This is a genomic window from Bacillus sp. AK128 (assembly GCF_053903075.1).
Genome location: NZ_CP096379.1, coordinates 846,912 through 866,444, shown reverse-complemented (window position 1 = coordinate 866,444; position 19,533 = coordinate 846,912). Strand labels below are relative to the sequence as shown.

Sequence of the window (19,533 nt, the reverse complement as noted above, 5' to 3'; positions counted from 1 at the left end):
GTTCTAAATTTAAAGGAACCTTCACAGCGTAACCGCCTTTTGGCCCAACCTATGCTTAAGCTCTTTTTTTACTTCATTGGTATCTGAATGAGATAACCTTTCAGTGTAAATTTCCTCTTCTTTCCCATCATGTAATTTTAATATGATGATATCGCTGACTTGAACCACATGTTTTACCTTATGATATTCAATATATTTTTTTGGAAAGAGCTTTCCTTTATAGATGGATATAGAACTGCTTTCTATAATTAAATAATCCTTGTTATGTAAAGTGAAATAATAAATAGCGTTATAGACCCTTTCCATAACAACTAAGAGTAGAAAAGCAAGGAAAAACAGATTAGTCTGATCACCTATTCCAGAGCTGAATGAAGAGAAAAAACTGAAGAAAATAAGAATTAGTATTTGTAATAGCGATTTAAAACCTTCCCTCTTCCATTTTCTTATTGAATTATATTTATAACTCATTCCGCTTCCCCTCCCGCTAATTTAGCTTTTTAGGAATGCTTCTCCCAAAGGATCCTAACCTTCTAGAAAGTAGCTTTCTGTTCTCCCCTTTAGTTGACTTCCTTTTACTAATTGTTCTATATTCTATGATGTAAATCCTTCATCATTATTTAATTGTATTTTTTGTCAGTACATTATTGAGCAAAAAGTTTTTTCTCTCTCCATTTCCCCCATTTAAAATAAGCAAATGCAAACATACTACTAACAATGAAGCTAATCCCCATCCCAATTGCGATTCCATTTTGACCAAATAGGCTTGAACAGATAAAGGTTAGTGGATAACGAAGCACCCAAAAAGAGATGATATTTAGTACTAGTACCTGATACATCGCCCCTGAACTCCTGACGATTCCATTTAAAATAAAGTTTAGTCCTAAAAACAGATAGAAAAAGGAAATGATTCTTAAGTAATCTGCACCAAATGATACAGCCTGTTCTTCCTGAATAAATAAGCGGATTAATGGTTCTGCTAATATAAACACGATAATAGCCATTAGAAGCATGATTGCTAAATTATACATAGCTCCGTATATTGAAATGCTCCTGACACGATCCCAGCGATGTGCTCCAATATTCTGTCCCGCCATACTATTAACTGCTGTACCTAAAGCTGTTGCTGGTAAAGTAATTAAGCTATCGATTCGCTGTGACGCTCCAAACCCAGCTACGACTGCCCCGCCAAAAGAGTTAACCACAGTCATAATGGCAGTCACTCCGGCAAAGATGACCGTCATTTGTAAGCCAGAAGGAATACCTAGTTTCAAAATTAACAAGACTTCCTCTCTGTTAGGCAAGATTGGAAGCGAAAACGGGACAAGTTCCTGCTTGAATGTGTAAATTAAGCCAATTAAGAAAGCAACTCCTTGTGAAAGTACTGTTGCATAGGCAGCACCCTGCATACCCCAATCAAAGACGGAAATAAATAATGGGTCTAGTACTGTATTCAACATGGCTGCAAGCATTACGAACTTAAGTGGGGTCTTACTATCACCAAGGGCTCGTAATACGGTCCCGATAAAGTTATAGCCAATTAAAAAAAGAATTCCCAAAAAGTTAATTTGCAAATAAGCTTTCGCTTCTGTAACCATCTCAGCAGGTGTCCCTAGCAACAATAGAATCTGACCAGAAAACAGAAAACCGAGGCTACCAATCAAGATAGAAAGTGAAGAAAGTAAAACAACAAAAGCATTTACATACCTTTTTAGTCCCTGGTTATCATCCCTACCTTTTTGCTGAGATAAAATCGTTAAGGTTGCATTATTAATCCCAATGACAAATGCAAGCACCGTGACGATGACGGTAGAGGAGATGGTTATAGCTCCTAGCGCATTCGCCCCCAAAAGGTTTCCAACCCATAAGCTATCAATAAATTGATAAGAAACTTGTAAGAGATTCGTTAAAATAATGGGTCCTGCAAAGCTCAACAACTGTTTGCTAATGGTCCCGTTAGTAAAATCATGCTGTGACAAAGGTAACACTCCTTTTCACACTTTTTCGTTCGTCACTGATATGTAACTGTAATTGTAGCCCAACAGATTGTTGATGAACAAAAGAAAGGCATCTTTTTTTTAACTCTTTTCTAAAACTTTGTTGCCTTCGTGACATTGAGTTTGGCTGTACAACGCAGTATTATAAGTAAAATTGGATAGAGATTAGAAAAGAGCAACTTTCTTGATGTATAGCAAGATCTTGATACTAAGGTAAAAATCCGGCTTTTGGGATTTTTATAAAGCAACAATCTATACGAAAACAGCCTTTTTTTACGATCGATCCTCTATTAAACCCTGCTTTTACCAATGGCCCAACACACAAAAAAAGATCAACCCAAAGGAGGATTGATCTTTTTTTTCATGAACTATTATTTAACTTAATGCTTGCTCTTTTAAAGTTGCTGCTTTATCAGTACGCTCCCATGGTAAATCAACATCTGCACGGCCAAAGTGACCATAAGCAGCAGTTTGCTTGTAGATAGGACGACGTAAATCTAACATTTTGATAATTCCTGCTGGACGTAGATCAAAGTTGCTGCGGATCAAATCAACTAAAACATCCTCAGAAACCGCTCCTGTTCCAAATGTATCAACAGAAATCGATACTGGCTGAGCTACCCCGATCGCATAAGCTAATTGAACCTCTGCCTTATCAGCTAATCCTGCTGCGACAATGTTCTTTGCTACATAACGAGCTGCATATGCTGCAGAACGGTCTACCTTAGTTGGATCCTTACCAGAGAATGCTCCTCCGCCGTGGCGAGCATATCCACCATACGTATCAACAATAATCTTACGGCCTGTTAACCCAGCATCCCCTTGAGGACCTCCGATTACGAAACGACCTGTTGGATTAATGAAGTATTTAGTCTCTTCATCAATTAATTCCTTAGGAACGACAGGGTCAATTACATGTTCTTTCAGATTACGCTTGATTTGCTCATTTGAAATTTCAGGGTGATGTTGAGTTGAGATAACGATTGTATCAATACGAACTGGCTTATCGTTTTCATCATACTCTACTGTTACCTGTGTTTTTCCATCTGGACGAAGATAAGGTAAGATTTCTTCCTTACGAACCTCTGTTAGACGGCGAGCAATTTTATGTGCTAAAGAAATTGGAAGTGGCATAAGTTCTTTTGTTTCGTTATTTGCATAACCAAACATTAATCCTTGGTCACCTGCACCAATCGATTCAATTTCTTCGTCTGTCATTTGACCTTCACGTGCTTCTAAAGCTTGGTCAACTCCCATTGCGATATCAGCAGATTGCTCATCAATTGAAGTTAAAACAGCACAAGTTTCTGCATCAAAACCATACTTTGCACGAGTATATCCAATTTCACGGACAGTTTCACGAACAATCTTTGGAATATCTACATATGTAGAAGTAGTGATTTCTCCAGCAACAAGCACTAAACCTGTTGTAACAGAAGTTTCACATGCTACACGAGCGTTTGCATCCTTAGCTAAAATAGCATCAAGGATTGAATCAGAAATCTGATCACAAATTTTATCTGGATGTCCTTCTGTCACAGATTCAGATGTAAATAAACGGCGTTTTTTTGACATCTAACGTTCTTCCTCCCTTTATACAATAAATAGGTGAATGGTTTCACCCCTTTGTTGATACGGTACTCATTCCCTTATTATTCTAATAAAAACATATTTTTATGAGGAAAATATGCTTTTTTCGACAAATCCTTGACCAGGCAGTAAGAGGTTTATAGAAAGGTCTAATTTTGCATGCAAAATTCCTACTTCCTAATCAAAAGAAAAACCTTTCCCTGTTAGAGGAAAGGTTTAAACATTAATCTCGCCTTTCGCTCTTATCGTTCAAGGCCAAATGCCTTGCATCAGGTTAGCACCTTATCATTCTCATGATGGTTGCTGGGTTTCATAGGGCCTGTTCCCTCCGCCTGCTCGGGATAAGAGAGTATCCGTTCGGCTCATATCATATCGAAGAAGTCGAATGATGTCAACAAAAGTTTCTTGTAATATTGATTTTATTTATTATTTTTAGGCTCTGTTAAACTTCGTTGTCGATTTTCGTTACAGGACACTCGCTTTCCGCGGGGCGTGCGGTGAGCCTCCTCGGCGTGCGCCTGCGGGGTCTCACCTGTCACGCTGCTCCCGCAGGAGTCTCGCGTCCTTCCACTTCAATCAACTGTGCTAAAAATCAACATTGTGCTTTAACAGAGCATATTTTTAAAGAACTGTGATGACCTTAGATATGATAATTGTGTTCAAATGGTAAATAGTTCACTCACAAAGTTTCCAATCCTGAGAGTGTCCTAATAGGTAAATCACCCTTATTCACACACTAACATTAATTATGATTTACTAGGTTCCTACCTTAATAAGGAGTCTCATCGTTGTCGCTTTTCTTCTTACTATATTCTTCTAGTGTCTGATATTTTAATAGCTCATTCTCATTATCTCTAGGCTTCACTTGACTATAAACCCCACTAGCTGTTAAACCAATAATTAATCCAGTCAGAAGCCTCTCAGTCCAAACCTGAGGTAAACAAACAAGTATAAATCCAACTGCAATTGCTAACAGAGCGCGATACTTCTTATTAATTGAGAAGGCATTACCTATCACTGTTACAAATGCCGCTACTACCGCTGCAACAGTAGCATAATCGAAATGGCTTAATTGAGTAAAATCAATCATAAAACTCCCTCCTCCTTTTTACTATATGGTCAAAAGTTTAAAAAGGAATGGGCGAATAACTAATTTGCTCAGAATGAAGGAAATTTTTGAACTCATAAAGAAAATTATTGGTACACTTTATTCAAAAAAACGTACAATACCGTAAAAATAGTATAGACTATTTAGTTTAATGTGTTATACTAATTGGTAGAAAGCAGCATATAAATACATTTATATTAGATTAATAGAAACCATAAAAAGGCAGGTTATGAAGATGAACTCGATTGATCTCTCCATTAACTTAACGGATTTATTAAACGGGCATAATGTATACACAAATTTATCTGTATCACAGCTAGTTGAAAAGGTTCTTTCCCGAAATGAGGGTGAACTTACTTCAACAGGTGCAGTTAGAGCAACAACTGGTAAATACACAGGTCGTTCTCCAAAGGATAAGTTCATTGTGGAAGAAGACTCTGTAAAAGATAAAATTGACTGGGGCTCTGTTAATCAACCAATCTCTGTTGAAGCCTTTGATCATCTGTATAATAAGGTACTAAATTATCTCCAGAATAAAAACGAACTATTTGTATTTAAGGGGTTTGCAGGTGCAGATGAGAAGTATCGTTTACCTATTCAGGTTGTGAATGAATATGCTTGGCATAATTTGTTTGCACACCAACTTTTCATCCGTCCGGAAGCACAAGAGCTTACCTCTCATGATTCACAATTCACTGTAATTTCAGCACCAAATTTCAAAGCAAATCCAGAAGTAGATGGTACTGAATCTGAAACATTTATCATTATTTCCTTTGAACGTAAAATCGTTTTAATTGGTGGAACAGAGTATGCTGGTGAAATTAAAAAGTCTATTTTCTCTGTCATGAATTATGTACTTCCTGAAATGGGAATTCTTCCTATGCACTGTTCAGCAAATGTTGGCTTTGAAGGTGATGTTGCTTTATTCTTTGGCCTTTCTGGGACAGGGAAAACAACTTTATCAGCTGATGCTAATCGTAAATTAATCGGCGACGACGAGCACGGGTGGTCAAATAGCGGAGTATTCAATATCGAAGGTGGGTGCTATGCAAAATGCGCGAACCTAACTAGAGAAAAAGAGCCTCAAATATTTGATGCTATTCATTTTGGAAGCGTGTTAGAAAACGTTATTCTGAACGATCAAACAAGAGAAGCAGATTATGATGATATGTCATTAACAGAAAACACACGTGCAGCTTACCCCATTCAAGCGATCGATAATATCATTGAACCAAGTATTGCTGGTCACCCAAACACGATTGTTTTCTTAACCGCTGATGCGTTTGGAGTATTGCCTCCAATCAGTAAGCTTACAAAAGAACAGGCAATGTACCATTTCCTAAGTGGATATACAAGTAAACTAGCTGGAACAGAAAGAGGTGTTACTTCACCTCAAGCAACATTCTCAACATGCTTTGGATCACCTTTCTTACCATTACCTGCAACTGTTTATGCAGAAATGCTTGGAAAGAAGATTGATGAGCATAATTCTCAAGTATTTCTTGTAAACACTGGCTGGACTGGTGGAGAATACGGTGTAGGGAATAGAATGAAGCTTAGCTATACAAGAGCCATGGTTCAAGCAGCATTAGAAGGAGAACTAAATAGCATGGAAACCGTTAAGGATGTAACCTTTGGTTTAGAAATCCCTTTACATGTTCCTGGTGTTCCTGATGAAGTTCTTCGTCCTGAGCTAACATGGGCAGACAAAGAGGCTTATAAGGTAAAAGCAAATGAACTAGCTGAAAAGTTCAATAAAAACTTCAAAAAATTCTCCAATGTACCAGAGGAAATTGAAGTATTAGGTGGGCCATCCGTTAGGTAATCATATAAAAAACAGCAATCGCTATTGATTGCTGTTTTTTAGTTTGTGGAATTTAAAGAAACTAACTCATAGGTAATCGTGGTTGACTTATTTTCTAACTCCAGCTTTTTTATAACCGCTGTTCCATTTGGCTCACTGTCCAAAGTCTTTCTTACCTCTAATGGAATATCAATCGGATATAAACGATATCCTTCTTTGGCTAACGTAAATAGATTTTCCTTTATTCTGTTTTCTTTCCCTTTTGTTACTATTAATGTGTTTAATTCTAATGGCATCCCCATATGATTCACCTCCTCTATTGTTGTTTCATCCAACTTGTCAAATCGTGGACAACCTGTCGATTAATTCTAGGTGGAAAATAATGTGTATATTCATCAAAATACCATGATTCTACCTTTTTACCAAGCTCTTTTAACCTATTTTCAAGTCGAAGAGAATGCTCGATCGTTACATTTTGATCCTGTCTACCGTGAATGATTAAAACTGGCGCCTGAATTTTTTCTATGTAAAAAAGAGGTGTCCTCCATTTGTACTCTTCTGGCACTTTATTTGGAGTGCCACCAATCACCCGCTTCATCATCCTTCTTAAATCTAACCTTTCGTCATATGTTAACGCCATATCCGTTACTCCGCCCCATGAAACAATTGAAGTAATGCTTGGTTCCATAATCCCAGTAAATAAGGCCATTACTCCACCTCTTGAGAAGCCAAAAACATGAATCCTTTCTTGATTCACTTTTGGATGTTGTTGAAGTAGGTTCAAGGCAGCAAATGCATCATGTCGATCCTCTCCTCCAAAATCCTCGTTACCTTCTCCTCCCTGGTTACCTCTATAAAATGGTGCCATGACCACAAATCCTTCTGACGCAAACTGAACAATCCTTCCAACACGAACCTTACCTACATTCTTAATACCACCTCTTAAATAAAGAAAACCATCAAACACTTCTTCACCTTTTGGAACTGCAAGTAAACCTTTAATTTTTAACCCTTGGCACCAGTATGTCACAATGTATAGTTCGATTTCAGGATTTGGTGAGGGAAACCGTTGCTTTTCGATAATGGCTCCATCCATATTCAACTCTCCCTTTCTTATTTTTACTAGGCATTCACACATTTTTTCCATCAACATATTCTAAAGTAGTAGTTACTTATTTAATTATTTATAGGAGGTTCAAATAATGAGGTATGTAAAGATAGTTTTTCTGTTGATTTTATCAACTGTGTTGATATTCGCATTTAGTGGCTGTAGTCAAAATGATGTTCAAAAGGTAAGGGTTGGAGAAGTTACACACTCCATTTTTTATGCTCCTCAATATGTTGCCCTTTCTGAAGGATTCTTTGAAGAAGAAGGCTTAGAGGTTGAGCTTCAAGGAACCTTCGGAGGAGACAAAACAATGACAGCATTATTATCAGACGGAATTGATATCGCCCTTGTTGGTTCCGAAACTTCCATTTACGTCTATGCACAAGGGTCCACAGATCCAGTCATTAATTTTGCTCAATTAACGCAAACAGATGGTACATTTTTAGTATCGCGTGAAAAAATAGACGATTTTTCATGGGATCAATTAAAAGGTAGTACATTTCTAGGTCAACGAAAAGGCGGCATGCCTCAAATGGTTGGTGAATTTGTACTAAAGCAACATGGAATCAATCCACAAGAGGACTTGGAGCTTATTCAAAATATTGAATTTGCTAATATTTCAAGTGCCTTTGCATCTGGAACAGGAGACTTTGTCCAATTATTTGAACCAACAGCAAGTATCTTTGAGCAAGAAGGAAAAGGTCATATCATTGCTTCCTTTGGTAAAGAATCTGGTCATGTCCCATATACGACCTTCATGACAAAGCAAAGCTATATTGATGATAATAAAGAGACCGTTGAAAAGTTTACAAGAGCCATTTACAAGGCTCAACAATGGGTGGAAACACATACAGCTAAGGAAATAGCTGAATCCATTTCCCCACACTTTGAAGATACTTCTGTGGAACTCATTGAAACCGTGGTTGAACGTTACAAGGAACAAGGTTCGTTTGCCACAAATCCAGTACTTGATGAAGATGAATGGTTAAATCTCCAAACAATAATGAATGAAGCTGGAGAGTTGCCAACTGAAGTAGATCATGGAATTCTCGTTAATACGGAAATTGCTGAAAGTATCATCTCAGAATAAAGGAGATGACATTATGAGTTTTTTAACGATTCATCATGTTAACCACACTTACTTTTCAAAAGATACAGCAACAACAGCCTTAGAAGATATTTCACTCTCAATCGAGGAAGGAGAATTTATATCCTTCCTCGGCCCTAGTGGCTGTGGAAAAACGACACTTCTATCAATCATTGCTGGTCTAATTAACCCCACTGAGGGTGAAATCAATATCGATGGCAGAAAAGTAACAAAACCAAATGCTTCAATCGGTTACATGCTACAGCAGGATTATCTCTTTCCATGGAAAACGATTGAAGAAAACATTCTCCTTGGACCGACTATAACGAAAACAATGTCGGATGAAAAAAAAGAGAATGCTCATCAACTTCTCCAGCAAATGGATTTATATGATGTCGAAAAAGCTTATCCTAGTCAGTTATCTGGTGGGATGAGACAGCGTGTCGCTTTAATACGGACGCTTATGACAGAGCCCAAAATTTTATTATTAGATGAGCCATTTTCAGCACTTGATTATCAAACGAAACTTAAGCTCGAAAATCTCGTTTCCACTACGTTAAAAGACTTTAATAAAACTGCCTTGCTCGTGACTCATGATATCGGGGAAGCAATTGCAATGAGTGATCGGATCTTTTTGTTAGCTGCCAATCCTGGACGAATCGCGAAAACCTTTTTAGTTCCTCAGGAACTCCGGGAACAAAAGCCTTTTGATGCACGACAGCATGCATCCTATTCAAAGCTATTTCAAGCCATTTGGAAGGAGCTGGAGTCCCTTGAAAATGGAGAATAACGTAGAACTTCTACATCAACAATATCTACAAAAACTAAAAAAAGAAAAGCACTGGGTTCGTTTTTACCAGCTTCTTATTTTCATCATGTTTTTTGGATTGTGGGAACTTTCTAGCCGGTTACATTGGATTGACCCTTTATTGTTTAGTAGTCCCAGTAAAATCTTTGATCTATTTCTAACAAAGGTTGCCGATGGCACTCTTCTAACACACACATCCATTACTCTATTTGAAACTGTATTAGGATTTATTATCGGTACAGCTCTCGGGACTATAACGGCGGCTATCCTTTGGTGGTCACCAATGATTTCGAAGGTTGTTGATCCTTACCTAGTTATTTTAAATGCTTTACCAAAAGTCGCACTGGGACCTATTTTGATTGTTGCCCTAGGACCTAGCTTTGCCTCTATCATTGCAATGGGGGCAATTATCTCCATCGTCATTACAACCATTGTGATCTATACAGCATTTAAAGAGGTTGATCAAAATTATGTAAAGGTATTACGCACATTTGGGGCAAGTCGTACCCAATGCTTTAAGGACGCCATTCTCCCTGCTTCATTCCCTACAATCATCTCGACACTTAAGGTCAACGTTGGTTTATCATGGGTAGGTGTCATCGTAGGTGAATTTTTAGTTTCCTCCAAGGGATTAGGGTATATGATTATTTATGGTTTTCAGGTCTTTAATTTTACCCTTGTATTATTAAGCTTGTTATTAATAGCTTGCTTTGCAACTATCATGTATCAAGCAATTGAATGGCTAGAAAAGAAGCTAATCCGTCATCACTAGCAGTCACGAGAGAGATTAGTGAAGGTGAACCCTATTCACCTTCTCTTGGCTGACTAGAAGATTACCAGGATACCGATTTCACATATTTTTTAATAAAGTGAAGGCTATGATTTAAAACATCATCCTTCATAATAAAGCTAAATCTACCATCCTGAGATAAATCGCTTGGTAGAAAAGGAAGCAAAACAGGTCCATGTGTTTCAAAATAGGTGGGTTGTTTTTCGATGGTGCTTACTTCTGCAAAGTAGATATTTTTAATAATCGTCTTCTCTTTACCAGCGACCTTATATTGACCGATATATTGTAAAGTCTCTACTTTACCACCAGTCTCCTCCTTCACCTCACGAACTGCTGCTTCTTCAGCTGTCTCCCCGATTTCTACTTTACCACCTGGAAATTCAAGCCCTCGTCTTGAATGTGCGGTTAAAAGCCACTGATCCATATAACGACAAATAACCCAAACATGCTTAGGGTAATTGGAAAAAGGGTGATCTTGAAAAGAAAGAAGTACTTCATTTTTATAATGATCTGTAAAGGTAAACATATATCTATCCCCATCTTTTACATTGGCTCTTTTCTAGGATATTGTTTTTTTTCGACATTTTTACAAAAACATATATCTATACGAAAACAGCCTCTACATTTGTTACATAATATCATAAGCTAGGATAGGAAGCACCCTTATTCCATAAAAGTGTTCGGACGAATCCCGTATAAAGAGAAAGACCTGGACATTGCCAAGTCTTTTTTATCTCATTAATCCTTTTGTAATATACCTTGCTCCTCAATAAGCTGTTTTGCCTCTTGATCCCCGAGCTCGTAGATCATTGCATATACACTTTTCATCGTCTCATCGTACGCATCATTAGTGGGATCATGGTGATATTCCACATAAGGTACATGCGCTCTAAAGAACCCTTGCCAATCCGAGGAGTAAATTTGATCAAAATATTCCCGAAGCCTAACAATTTCATCATCGGAAGCCTCTATTTTAAAGTTCCATGGTGAGGCAGTACTAATTTGAGATATCTCACCATTTGCTAAAGAAATATAATAAGTTTTTTTCATGTCGTCAGCTCCTTACACTTCTTCCTTTTATTACTTTACCTCGAAGGTGAGGATTATATTCTTTACTTCTTTTTGGATTTAGATTTTGATTTCAGGAGCTCAATTACTTTAACCAGAAAAGCTGGAATAGGTAACCCAACTCTTTTTGCATTTTCTAATATAGAAATAATCTCATTCATAATATAAAAAATTATCGTCGCATCTCTGATCAAATGTTCAACCCCTATAATGACATCAATCATATGTGCAACGGAAACTAGCGCAAATATTAAGATTTTTTGTGCAATGCCACGGAACCCTATACGACTGCAAAGTTTCTTTTCAATCCCTGCTGCGATAACTCCAGTTAGATAGTCAATTACGATCATAAACGTTAATACAGTTAGCAAAGAGCTCCAGCCTCCAAACATGTAGGAGGCCACAGAACCAGCTATTGACACCAAACTTGTAATCGTAAAGTCTACTTTCATTTCTTCCTCCCTCCTTCACCGAACGATTTATGGGCTTGTTCAAAACAACTAACCTGAAATGGAAACCATGAAATTAAGCACAATTCCAGCATTACAGACAAGTCCATACCATATACTATTCGAAAAAGGTAAAACCGGAAGGGTATTTGTCCCACCGTTTGAGCATTGTAATAAATAGAAAAATAAAATTGGGGTGGAAAAAGTGAAGCTAGTAGACGAACTGTACGAAATGTATAAACATCATTTTACAGGAGACGAAGAAGACATCGATATCATAGCCTTCTCTGTGTTAGAACAGCTAAACAGAAAAAGTATGTTTAACCTACTAAATGAATTAGAAGACCAGGAATTGTACGATTTAGTAGGACTCTACCTAATCGAAGGACTACGAGGAAAACTAGCCAAAGAAGGCCTCCTCTCCATGAAAGACGTAAACCACGAAAAAAGGACGATTCACTAAGAAAAGCGGAAGCGCCTTGTTCAGCCCCGACAAGCAAATGTTCCTCACCAAAGAAAAGGATGCTCTTACCTTTTATTTGGTGAGGGTTATTTGACCTCGAGGGGCTAGGCGCTGCAGCTAGACAACACCGAAAAGCGGAGGCACCTTGTAGTGGATGCCAGGCTAAGGGATTTGTGCAATTAATTTATTTTCGTGCAATTACTTATATTTCAAGCTAGAAACAGCAAAGGTTAGGGAGCTATTCCTCCCTAACCTTTGTTAAATAAAGCCTATTCTAAATAAAATCTACTTTTTTAAACAGCAACAGTAAATAATTTAGCTAATTTTGTAACGACCTCGTCAATTTGTTCGGTGGATACATCGTAATGAGTCGTAAAGCGTATAGTCGTTGGGCCGAATGCTACGGCAAGTATTCCTTCTGATTTTAATTTCTCTAGAAATTCAGTAGAAGACATATTAAGCTTTTTTATATCCACTAGTAAAATATTCGTGTCTACCTGATTTACTACTTCAAGGGATGGAATATTTCTAATTCCTTCTTCAAGACGTTTTGCATGGGAATGGTCCTCACTTAAACGCTCAACCATTTCAGTTAAAGCAAGGTAACCTGGTGCTGCAATAACCCCCGCTTGCCTTAAGCCTCCACCTAATCGCTTTCTCCATTTTCGGGCTTTATGAATAAAGTCCTTATCTCCTGCGATAATTGACCCTACCGGTGAGCCCAATCCCTTAGATAAACAGATTTGAACCGTCGTTGTGTATTTCGTAAACTCTGTGACAGGCTGGTTTAATGCAACAGCTGCATTAAATAAACGAGCCCCGTCTAAATGAACAGGGATATTATGTTGAGTAGCAACCTGATAAATATCCTCCATGTTTTCAATTGGAACTATGGCGCCACCTGCACGATTATGTGTATTCTCTAAACAAATTAAAGAAGTTTCGGGTTGATGAATATCTTCACCTCGAATGGCCGACTGGACATGATTAGGATCCATAGAACCACGGATACCCTTAATGGTTCTTGGCTGCACTCCTGCAAATGCTGAAATCGCAGCAGCCTCATAGTAAAACAAATGGGATTCTGCTTCTAACAGAATCTCGTTTCCAGGCTGACAATGAGTTAGTACCGCGATTTGATTTCCCTGGGTACCACTAGTAACAAATAAAGCACCTTCTTTTCCTAGTACCTCCGCAGCTTTCTCTTCTAGCTTATTAATAGTTGGATCCTCTCCGTACACATCATCCCCAAGCTCCGCCTCAAAGCTAGCCTTCCTCATCTTTTCAGTCGGTTTTGTGACCGTATCACTTCGTAAATCTATAACCATACACTCAGCTCCCCTATAACTTAATCTATTTAAAAAACATTATATCACGGTCCTTTTATTTCAGGTTACGAAATATTTGGAACTTTATGTGACTTAAGGAAAAGTCTAATCATATCGTTTTTAAGCTCTTTAATCGATAGAAAAAGCATAGATTCAAGTCGACCATTTCAATTCATCAATTAAAAGAAAAAACACGCCACTACCGGCGTGTTTTAGAATATTTCCTATTTATTAAGAAACGAAGTTAACATCCATACATGCTTCTCTAAACTTTGGTGGATCGCAAGAAGCATATCCCCTGTCGTTTCATCGCCTACTTCATCGGCAAGATTCATTCCTTCCTTTAACTCACCAATCATAATGTTAAAGTCATTTACAATTACTTGAACCATTTGGCTTGCATCTTCTGATCCGTTTGCTTCCTTAATAGAAGATAATTCTAATACTTCCTTCATTGTCGCAACTGGCTTTCCTTCAATTGCTAATAGACGCTCAGCTAGTTCGTCAATATGAAGATGTGCCTCTCCATATAACTCCTCAAACTTGTCATGTAATGTAAAAAACTGTGGACCCTTCACAAACCAATGATAATTATGTAATTTTACATAAAGCACATTCCAATTTGCTACTTGGACATTTACTAATTCGGTTAATCTTTCTGACATATTAAAAAACACTCCTTTTATATCATTCTACTCTCTTAAATTCCCCATACAGGCTCACTCTAAACATCTTTTCTGATAAACTCAGTTATCATACCATTCAGACTAATCACATGCTAAAATAGACGTATGAGGGAGGTGCCTTAGGTGTATACAGTTCTCATAATTTCAATTATTGTCGTTATTATTGTATTACTTCTAAGCGTTCTAACGATTAATAAAGGCTATGCCTATAAACAAACCGTTGATCAGTTGGAGGATAATCCATACATAAACGAACAAGATTCTAACAGTGAATTTGAAAAGGAAAGAGCGGAGGAAAAGCACAGATGAGAAATCCTAAACTTGCTAAATTAAAAGAAGAATGGTTAGTAGAAACAACCATTGATCAAATTCAAGCAGCAATGGAAAGTGGAGAGCTTACGGCAAAAGAACTAGTATTACTTTATTTAGATCGAATTGCTACGTACAACAAGGCAGGAGTTGGAATTAACGCCGTTCTTGAAGTAAATCCAGATGTACTCCAAATTGCTGAGGCATTAGATCAGGAGCGAACGATGAGTGGATCTCGTGGACCTCTTCACGGTGTTCCGGTCTTATTAAAAGACAATATTGATACAGCTGATAAATTACATACAAGTGCTGGTTCATTAGCACTTAAGGATTCTTATGCCTATGAGGATTCATTTGTTACTGGTCAACTAAGAGCAGCCGGGGCTATCATCTTAGGTAAAGCAAATATGACAGAATGGGCTAATTTTATGGCTGAAAATATGCCAACAGGTTATAGCTCAAGAGGTGGACAGGTTCTAAATCCTTATGGACCTGGAAAGTTTGAAGTTGGTGGCTCTAGTGCTGGGTCAGGTGCCGCAATTGCTGCAAACTTTGCAGCCGTGGCAGTTGGAACCGAGACTTCCGGATCAATTTTAAGTCCCGCTAGCAGAAACTCTCTAGTTGGAATCAAACCAACAGTTGGTTTAGTAAGCCGTAGTGGGATTATCCCCATTGCTCACACTCAAGATACGGCTGGTCCTATGACTAGAACAGTAAAGGATGCCACAATTCTATTAAACGTTCTCTCTGGAGCTGATGAAGCAGATGCTGCTACCTTAAAAAATCCAATCGATTACGATTATACAGAATTTCTTCAAGAAGACGGTCTTCAGGGTAAAAGGATTGGAGTATCAAGGGAGGTATTTCAATATTTATCTGAAGAAGAAAAGGCTAGAATGGAAGAAGCAATTTCTATTCTGAAAGATTTGGGTGCAACAGTCATTGACTCTGTTACGATTCCTTCTGCAAAAGAAAAATGGGACTATAATGTTCTTGTGTATGAATTTAAAGCTGACCTTAATGCTTACTTACGAAATATTGATCCAAGTTTAGGGATTCGCTCATTAGCAGATGTTATTCGTTTTAATGAAGAGAATGCAGAACAAACACTGAAATATGGTCAAAAAATTATGCTAGAAGCGGAACAAACAAGTGGAACTTTAACTGAAGCTGAATATCTACAAAGCTTAGAACAGGACCAATACCTTTCAACCGAACAAGGGATCGATGCTGTGTTAGAAGAGCATGATTTAGACGCGATTGTATTCCCTAATAATTTCGGTGCAGGTATTCCTGCTAAAGCAGGATATCCTTCCGTTACCGTACCAGCTGGTTATTCTTCTGATAACGGCCCAGTCGGTTTAACCTTTACGGGAACAGCATTTAGTGAACCAACCTTGATTCAAATGGCTTATGCATTCGAGCAAAAAACAAAATTCCGTGTTCCTCCTCATTTAGAGAAGTAATACTATAAGGCTAACGAAAATAAATCGTTAGCCTTTTTCTGTAGAATTAAATAAATTTAAACTGTGCCTTTATCAGTGATCAATCCAATTAAGATAACCAATGGTCTGGAATACTTAAACCAGTTGGTAATTTAGTATGAATATCTCCATTTGCTGAATTTATTTGAGCCTGAGTAAGAAAGATACTTCCCTCAAGATTGGTGCCTCTTAAATCAGCGTCTCTCACGTCTGCACCAATTAAATCACTATATCTCATGTCAGCTTCTCGAAGATCAGCTGCAATAAGTAACGCACCTCTTAAATTAAGACCCCTAAGGTTTGCACCTCTAAGTTTTGCTCCAATTAAGTCACTTCCACTAGATATCTTCTTTAAATTACTTTGGTGTTTATTCTTCTTTTCCTTTGATCGAACTAACTCACTTGTTTTCAGAAGTAATTCATTTACAATTGCTCTATGACTTGGTACATCAAGTTGTAAGATAAACTGTGGACTTTGATTTGTTAGTTGCTCGGTCAACTCAACAACCCTCTTCAATTCTTGGTAAATAGGTCTTGTAACTTCTAAGCTTAAGGCTTCTTTCAAGTACCGAAGCATTTCATAAAGCTGTTGCATGATTGGAAATACCTCAAACATTTCTTTAGCAGAATCTGGGCTTTCTCTCCAATCTATCCCATTATATGTAATTTGAGATACCTTCTGACCAGCTCCAAAGCATTCGTACACAGTACAGCCACGAAAACCCTCACTTCTTAAATGTTTATGAATCCCACAGCGATAATCCAATTGTAAATTTCTGCAAGGTACTCCACCTTCCTTATCAATCGCAAAGTCAGCAGACTTTTTATAAGGTAGAGCAACACAGCATAAGCCAAAACAATTTTTACAGTCTGCATGTAATTGGTTGAGAATATCACCTTTAAACATTAGTTCCTCAGACACTTAGTTACACTTCCTTTTATTCTATAATCATTATGTTTTATTTGTATGAAAAGATAAACACTCCGAAAGCAGAGGATGTAGTTTACTAAAATTCACTCATAAGACATTCAACAAAAGGTGTTTAAATCCTCCAGAATTCCACATAAAAAAGAGATCAAATCACTATGCGATTTGATCTCAAACATATACTAGTTTTCATGTTTCTAACTCTTTTTTACAAGCATTAATACGTCTCATACACATAAGGTTGCTTTGGCTTCTCTATCAATTTAATTTCTTCTATTTGTAAATAAGGAAGAATCCATTCATTATACTCTGTTTTTGTAATCGTACCCGTAACCTTCACCCATTGATCTTCCTCTAAATCCTTCACCATATTTCCTGTTGAAAGAGTCCCGTAAACAGATGAATCGGCAACACAGCAAGATAGACCGAATCTAGCAATAACCATTTGATCCTCCGTAAAGTCTGGTTCCCTAAATACAAATCCCATAACTTCCATTTTCTTTCCCACAAATTTATCAGGATTCATATCAATAATGTTCATCGTTTGAATATAAGTCTCTTCTTCAACAACAATGGTATCCATCGCCAAGAGCTCTTTTTCTAATTCTTCATAAAAACCTTCCGGTGGTGCTTGAATCTGAAACCCTTCTGGATGTTCTAACGGGACATCGGAAGAAATGTCTGAGCCATCAATACCGTATATTTCTTCAAGTTCAGCTACATACTCCTCAGGATCATCTAAATAATCGAGAACTCGGTCCTGATCATATTCGGATGCTAATTGAGGACTGTTTCCAGTGAACCCTCGCTTAGCAGCTACAGAAGAATCAAGAGTTGCCTCCGAAAATAAAAACCCTGTCACCACTGGAATAATGAAGATGGAGTATATAATGGTTGATTTAAAGATATTAGTTGATTGTCCATGATCTACTCCACAATCACAATACAGCTCTTCTTCTTTTTTTGAGCCACTTCTCCATACTTGAATAATTCCAAGAAATAAAAAAGTGATGGTAGCAAAGTAAATAAACGGCATCATTTTGGGTGCTATAAAGTTGAAAATATTTCCTGTTAGTATTAATTTAAAGGCCAATAAGGCGAAGCCAATTAAAATAATCCCTCTGATTAATAAGTGAAAGCTATAATCTCTTGTTCCCATTTAATTCACCTCTATTACTACATGATGGCTTGATAAAGTAAGATAAAGCAGTAAACAGATATGGTAATAACTAAAATTAAACCTAATACAAAGCGAGCTTTAAAATAAGCAAATAGCATAATCGTATTCTTTAAATCTAGCATCGGTCCATATACTAAAAAGGCAAGGATTGCTCCAAGTGAAAAAGTATTACCAAATGACGCTGCAACGAATGCATCAGCTTCTGAACAAAGTGATAATACAAAAGCAAATACCATCATAATAGCAGGGGCAGCTGTTTCACTTGATCCCAATTCTAGCAATATGTCTCGGTCTAGGAAGGTTTGAAATAAACTTGCAATAAATGCTCCGATAATTAAATACTTTCCCATCTCAAAAAACTCATCACTAGCATGATATAACGTTGACTTAAATCTATTTTGAACCTTAGGAACTTCCATGGGTTGAATTCCTAACAATTCTTCTCTTGACCATCTTAATTGGTTAGAGTTTTGGAACAATAGATAAATAACTAAGCCAATAAAAATCGATAATATAAAGGCTAGTCCCATTCTTCCATACACTACCTCCATAGAAGATTGGAAAGCATAATAGGTGGAGGCAAAAACTATAGGGTTTAAAATGGGTGCCCCTACTAATAAGACAATTCCGATATGAAGTGGCATACCCTTTTTTATTAATCTTCTAACAACAGGTACAATCGCACATTCACAAATTGGAAATAAGATACTCAGTAAGGCCGCCGGCAGCAAGGCGACAATAGCATTTTTCGGTATAAATCGCTGAATCGTTTCCTCAGAAACATACGTTTGAATCAACGCTGAAGCAAAAACCCCTAATAATATAAAAGGTATTGCTTCTAGAACAATACTTAAGAACATTGTATTTACATTTAACCAAGAACTAGGAATAGATAAATTAGCTGGGTCAAATGACGAGAAATCGATGAAGAAAAATAAAAACAGAAACAATGCAATGAGGCCAAAGCCAATGATGTCTTTTAATACAGTCATACCTTGTTTGGGCATTCTCATTCTCCTAACAATCTTGTAATCTTTTAAGATTATATCATAAAATCTAGTAACTTGATTCTTGACATTTAATTGTAATATATGGCCTGTCCTCTTGCATTATGAACATTACTTTTGACTTTCTTGTGAAACGATGGTTACTCTATTTGAATAACTATTGATATATTTAGTTACTATATATCTAATATGAAAAAATCAATCATCAGATATACCTTGGTTATTCTCGGTTTGATTCTATGGGCTGCTTTTCTGGCTTTTTATATGTATATTGAGGGGATCTATCGATTACTTGAATATTGAGCGAGGTGAAATAGAGATAGTAAGAAGATTCAAGAAAAG

General features: G+C 37.2%; 21 protein-coding genes and 1 riboswitch. Of the genes, 7 read left to right on the top strand and 14 right to left on the bottom strand.

Annotation, left to right across the window (positions count from 1 at the left end; translation table 11 throughout):
• Window positions 1-21: 21 nt before the first annotated feature.
• The 4 genes from M1D60_RS04085 to M1D60_RS04070 form a co-directional block, all read right to left on the bottom strand.
• On the bottom strand, window positions 22-468 hold the full coding sequence (locus tag M1D60_RS04085) for a hypothetical protein (RefSeq protein ID WP_456277919.1): 447 nt from the start codon (window positions 466-468) through the stop codon (window positions 22-24).
• 173 nt (window positions 469-641) lie between these two features.
• Window positions 642-1,976, bottom strand: coding sequence for an MATE family efflux transporter (locus M1D60_RS04080; protein WP_456277918.1), 1,335 nt, complete (start codon window positions 1,974-1,976; stop codon window positions 642-644).
• Window positions 1,977-2,369: 393 nt separating this feature from the next.
• Window positions 2,370-3,569 (bottom strand): methionine adenosyltransferase, encoded by a 1,200-nt coding sequence (gene metK, locus M1D60_RS04075; RefSeq protein WP_456277917.1) that lies wholly within the window; start codon window positions 3,567-3,569, stop codon window positions 2,370-2,372.
• A 254-nt stretch (window positions 3,570-3,823) separates the two neighbouring features.
• Window positions 3,824-3,932: riboswitch (SAM riboswitch) on the bottom strand.
• Window positions 3,933-4,353: 421 nt separating this feature from the next.
• The gene (locus tag M1D60_RS04070; protein ID WP_456277916.1) at window positions 4,354-4,674 is read right to left on the bottom strand and encodes a hypothetical protein; all 321 of its coding nucleotides are present in this window, start codon (window positions 4,672-4,674) and stop codon (window positions 4,354-4,356) included.
• 253 nt (window positions 4,675-4,927) lie between these two features.
• Between M1D60_RS04070 and pckA the strand changes: the two genes are divergently transcribed.
• Window positions 4,928-6,517: a phosphoenolpyruvate carboxykinase (ATP) gene (gene pckA / locus M1D60_RS04065; protein ID WP_456277915.1), complete on the top strand. Its 1,590-nt coding sequence runs from the start codon at window positions 4,928-4,930 to the stop codon at window positions 6,515-6,517.
• A 38-nt stretch (window positions 6,518-6,555) separates the two neighbouring features.
• Here pckA and M1D60_RS04060 read toward each other — a convergent pair whose 3' ends face one another.
• Both M1D60_RS04060 and M1D60_RS04055 read right to left on the bottom strand, forming a co-directional pair.
• Window positions 6,556-6,798 carry a DUF2584 domain-containing protein gene (locus M1D60_RS04060; protein ID WP_456277914.1) on the bottom strand — a complete coding sequence of 81 codons (243 nt, stop codon included), beginning with the start codon at window positions 6,796-6,798 and terminating at the stop codon, window positions 6,556-6,558.
• A 14-nt stretch (window positions 6,799-6,812) separates the two neighbouring features.
• Window positions 6,813-7,592 carry an alpha/beta hydrolase family protein gene (locus M1D60_RS04055; RefSeq protein WP_456277913.1) on the bottom strand — a complete coding sequence of 260 codons (780 nt, stop codon included), beginning with the start codon at window positions 7,590-7,592 and terminating at the stop codon, window positions 6,813-6,815.
• A 106-nt stretch (window positions 7,593-7,698) separates the two neighbouring features.
• On the opposite strand from M1D60_RS04055, the gene M1D60_RS04050 reads away from it, so the two are divergent.
• From M1D60_RS04050 to M1D60_RS04040, 3 genes are read left to right on the top strand one after another with little or no spacing between them, the layout of a single operon-like run.
• Window positions 7,699-8,694, top strand: a complete 996-nt coding sequence (locus tag M1D60_RS04050) for an ABC transporter substrate-binding protein (protein WP_456277912.1) — start codon at window positions 7,699-7,701, stop codon at window positions 8,692-8,694.
• Window positions 8,695-8,707: 13 nt separating this feature from the next.
• Window positions 8,708-9,481, top strand: coding sequence for an ABC transporter ATP-binding protein (locus M1D60_RS04045; protein ID WP_456277911.1), 774 nt, complete (start codon window positions 8,708-8,710; stop codon window positions 9,479-9,481).
• On the top strand, window positions 9,471-10,271 hold the full coding sequence (locus M1D60_RS04040; protein WP_456277910.1) for an ABC transporter permease: 801 nt from the start codon (window positions 9,471-9,473) through the stop codon (window positions 10,269-10,271). The genes M1D60_RS04045 and M1D60_RS04040 overlap by 11 nt, the downstream gene beginning before the upstream one ends.
• Before the next feature lie 61 nt (window positions 10,272-10,332).
• Here the strand turns inward: M1D60_RS04040 and ytkD are convergent, their stop codons facing one another.
• The 3 genes from ytkD to M1D60_RS04025 all read right to left on the bottom strand — a co-directional run bounded on the left by ytkD (window position 10,333) and on the right by M1D60_RS04025 (window position 11,809).
• Window positions 10,333-10,815: an RNA deprotection pyrophosphohydrolase gene (gene ytkD, locus M1D60_RS04035; protein ID WP_456277909.1), complete on the bottom strand. Its 483-nt coding sequence runs from the start codon at window positions 10,813-10,815 to the stop codon at window positions 10,333-10,335.
• Window positions 10,816-11,027: 212 nt separating this feature from the next.
• A complete protein-coding gene (locus tag M1D60_RS04030) occupies window positions 11,028-11,339 on the bottom strand; it encodes a hydrolase (RefSeq protein WP_456277908.1) in 312 nt (103 codons plus the stop codon).
• A gap of 62 nt (window positions 11,340-11,401) precedes the next feature.
• Window positions 11,402-11,809: a phage holin family protein gene (locus tag M1D60_RS04025; RefSeq protein ID WP_456277907.1), complete on the bottom strand. Its 408-nt coding sequence runs from the start codon at window positions 11,807-11,809 to the stop codon at window positions 11,402-11,404.
• Between the two features lie 202 nt (window positions 11,810-12,011).
• Between M1D60_RS04025 and M1D60_RS04020 the strand changes: the two genes are divergently transcribed.
• On the top strand, window positions 12,012-12,269 hold the full coding sequence (locus M1D60_RS04020; RefSeq protein ID WP_456277906.1) for a DUF6154 family protein: 258 nt from the start codon (window positions 12,012-12,014) through the stop codon (window positions 12,267-12,269).
• A gap of 293 nt (window positions 12,270-12,562) precedes the next feature.
• On the opposite strand, the gene ltaE is transcribed toward M1D60_RS04020, so the two are convergent.
• A complete protein-coding gene (ltaE, locus tag M1D60_RS04015; protein ID WP_456277905.1) occupies window positions 12,563-13,597 on the bottom strand; it encodes a low-specificity L-threonine aldolase in 1,035 nt (344 codons plus the stop codon).
• Window positions 13,598-13,821: 224 nt separating this feature from the next.
• The gene (locus M1D60_RS04010) at window positions 13,822-14,262 is read right to left on the bottom strand and encodes a Dps family protein (RefSeq protein ID WP_456277904.1); all 441 of its coding nucleotides are present in this window, start codon (window positions 14,260-14,262) and stop codon (window positions 13,822-13,824) included.
• A 144-nt stretch (window positions 14,263-14,406) separates the two neighbouring features.
• On the opposite strand from M1D60_RS04010, the gene ytzI reads away from it, so the two are divergent.
• Window positions 14,407-14,592 (top strand): YtzI protein, encoded by a 186-nt coding sequence (gene ytzI, locus M1D60_RS04005; protein WP_456277903.1) that lies wholly within the window; start codon window positions 14,407-14,409, stop codon window positions 14,590-14,592.
• Entirely contained in the window at window positions 14,589-16,058 is a 1,470-nt protein-coding gene (locus M1D60_RS04000) for an amidase (protein WP_456277902.1), read from the top strand. The genes ytzI and M1D60_RS04000 overlap by 4 nt, the downstream gene beginning before the upstream one ends.
• A gap of 88 nt (window positions 16,059-16,146) precedes the next feature.
• Here M1D60_RS04000 and M1D60_RS03995 read toward each other — a convergent pair whose 3' ends face one another.
• The 3 genes from M1D60_RS03995 to M1D60_RS03985 form a co-directional block, all read right to left on the bottom strand.
• Complete coding sequence (locus M1D60_RS03995) at window positions 16,147-16,998, bottom strand: pentapeptide repeat-containing protein (RefSeq protein ID WP_456277901.1); 852 nt, start codon at window positions 16,996-16,998, stop codon at window positions 16,147-16,149.
• Window positions 16,999-17,221: 223 nt separating this feature from the next.
• Complete coding sequence (locus M1D60_RS03990; RefSeq protein WP_456277900.1) at window positions 17,222-18,163, bottom strand: TIGR03943 family putative permease subunit; 942 nt, start codon at window positions 18,161-18,163, stop codon at window positions 17,222-17,224.
• A gap of 17 nt (window positions 18,164-18,180) precedes the next feature.
• Window positions 18,181-19,197 carry a permease gene (locus M1D60_RS03985; protein ID WP_456277899.1) on the bottom strand — a complete coding sequence of 339 codons (1,017 nt, stop codon included), beginning with the start codon at window positions 19,195-19,197 and terminating at the stop codon, window positions 18,181-18,183.
• Window positions 19,198-19,533: the final 336 nt, after the last annotated feature.

Coding starts and splice junctions, on each gene's coding strand:
- M1D60_RS04085 (WP_456277919.1), bottom strand. CDS start 468: ATGAGTTATAAATATAATTCAATAAGAAAATGGAAGAGGGAAGGTTTT.
- metK (WP_456277917.1), bottom strand. CDS start 3,569: ATGTCAAAAAAACGCCGTTTATTTACATCTGAATCTGTGACAGAAGGA.
- M1D60_RS04070 (WP_456277916.1), bottom strand. CDS start 4,674: ATGATTGATTTTACTCAATTAAGCCATTTCGATTATGCTACTGTTGCA.
- pckA (WP_456277915.1), top strand. CDS start 4,928: ATGAACTCGATTGATCTCTCCATTAACTTAACGGATTTATTAAACGGG.
- M1D60_RS04060 (WP_456277914.1), bottom strand. CDS start 6,798: ATGGGGATGCCATTAGAATTAAACACATTAATAGTAACAAAAGGGAAA.
- M1D60_RS04055 (WP_456277913.1), bottom strand. CDS start 7,592: ATGGATGGAGCCATTATCGAAAAGCAACGGTTTCCCTCACCAAATCCT.
- M1D60_RS04050 (WP_456277912.1), top strand. CDS start 7,699: ATGAGGTATGTAAAGATAGTTTTTCTGTTGATTTTATCAACTGTGTTG.
- M1D60_RS04045 (WP_456277911.1), top strand. CDS start 8,708: ATGAGTTTTTTAACGATTCATCATGTTAACCACACTTACTTTTCAAAA.
- M1D60_RS04040 (WP_456277910.1), top strand. CDS start 9,471: ATGGAGAATAACGTAGAACTTCTACATCAACAATATCTACAAAAACTA.
- ytkD (WP_456277909.1), bottom strand. CDS start 10,815: ATGTTTACCTTTACAGATCATTATAAAAATGAAGTACTTCTTTCTTTT.
- M1D60_RS04030 (WP_456277908.1), bottom strand. CDS start 11,339: ATGAAAAAAACTTATTATATTTCTTTAGCAAATGGTGAGATATCTCAA.
- M1D60_RS04025 (WP_456277907.1), bottom strand. CDS start 11,809: ATGAAAGTAGACTTTACGATTACAAGTTTGGTGTCAATAGCTGGTTCT.
- ltaE (WP_456277905.1), bottom strand. CDS start 13,597: ATGGTTATAGATTTACGAAGTGATACGGTCACAAAACCGACTGAAAAG.
- M1D60_RS04010 (WP_456277904.1), bottom strand. CDS start 14,262: ATGTCAGAAAGATTAACCGAATTAGTAAATGTCCAAGTAGCAAATTGG.
- M1D60_RS04000 (WP_456277902.1), top strand. CDS start 14,589: ATGAGAAATCCTAAACTTGCTAAATTAAAAGAAGAATGGTTAGTAGAA.
- M1D60_RS03990 (WP_456277900.1), bottom strand. CDS start 18,163: ATGGGAACAAGAGATTATAGCTTTCACTTATTAATCAGAGGGATTATT.
- M1D60_RS03985 (WP_456277899.1), bottom strand. CDS start 19,197: ATGAGAATGCCCAAACAAGGTATGACTGTATTAAAAGACATCATTGGC.